Raw genomic sequence first — 846 nt, 5'->3', positions numbered from 1 at the left:
GCTGGGACTGCAACCGGCGCAAGCTGGCGAGTCCGCCCTGGCGTTCAAGGGCCGGGTGCAGGCTGCGATCGACAACGGCGGGGTCCCGCCGGCACCACCGCGCCAGAGCCGCGTGGGAATCATCGATCCGACCGACGCGCCTCCCCGCGCCAAAAAAGGAATGCCGGCCGGTGCCGTGGCCGGCATGAAAGCAATTTTGAAAGCATCACGAGCACGAAAAAACCAACCTACCACCGATGAGGACGACGTATGACCACCACCACCACCACCGAGAGAAAATTCGTGACGATCGACGTCAACAATCCGGCCTACAACGTCGGCCTGCTGCTCGACGCTGTCATGGCGAAGCTTGGCGTCAAGAATGACGCCGCCCTGTCGCGCGAACTGGGCGTCTCCCCGACGAACGTGAGCAATATCCGGAACGTCAAGGTCGCGCTGAGTGCGGCGATGATGATCCGCATCCACGACGTAGCGGACATGTCGATCACCACGATCCGCAGCTTCCTCGTCGGCCCGACCAGGTGAGTTGCGAGTTTTGCGCGGCGCTGTCGGGGCGCTTCAATGCCCACCGGGAATGCTGTCAAATCCGCCTTTTAGCGGGGGCCCCCCAGCACGTGCGCCAGGTCGCTTACGACCAGGTCAGGCGGGAGGACGGCGAAACAGCGTTGGCCGGAGTCAAGGCGAAGCTGCGTGCGGAAGTGCAGCGTCAGCGCGAGCTTGCCTACACGCAAATAGAAAACCATCTCAACCAGGAGGCCGCCAAAGGGCGGGCGGCCGCAACAGCACTGCTTACGAAAATGAAAGCCGAGAAGATGAACGTAGCACCGCGAGAGCGCGCGAATGTGC

The 846-nt window shown here is 62.9% G+C and carries 2 protein-coding genes and 1 pseudogene; all 3 read left to right on the top strand.

Features of this window, described 5'->3' with window-relative positions; all coding sequences use genetic code 11:
* A pseudogene (locus F2P46_RS36000) lies at window positions 1–253 on the top strand (hypothetical protein); the annotation flags it as partial.
* Window positions 250–525, top strand: a complete 276-nt coding sequence (locus F2P46_RS35995) for a hypothetical protein (RefSeq protein ID WP_166899303.1) — start codon at window positions 250–252, stop codon at window positions 523–525. The pseudogene F2P46_RS36000 and the gene F2P46_RS35995, both read left to right, overlap by 4 nt.
* Before the next feature lie 89 nt (window positions 526–614).
* On the top strand, window positions 615–846 hold a 232-nt coding region (locus F2P46_RS37230), incomplete at its 3' end, for a hypothetical protein (RefSeq protein ID WP_208296925.1).

Source organism: Massilia sp. CCM 8734 (genome assembly GCF_011682155.1).
In the GTDB taxonomy this organism is placed as follows: domain Bacteria; phylum Pseudomonadota; class Gammaproteobacteria; order Burkholderiales; family Burkholderiaceae_D; genus Telluria_A; species Telluria_A rubra.
This window is presented reverse-complemented; position numbering and strand designations above follow the sequence as displayed.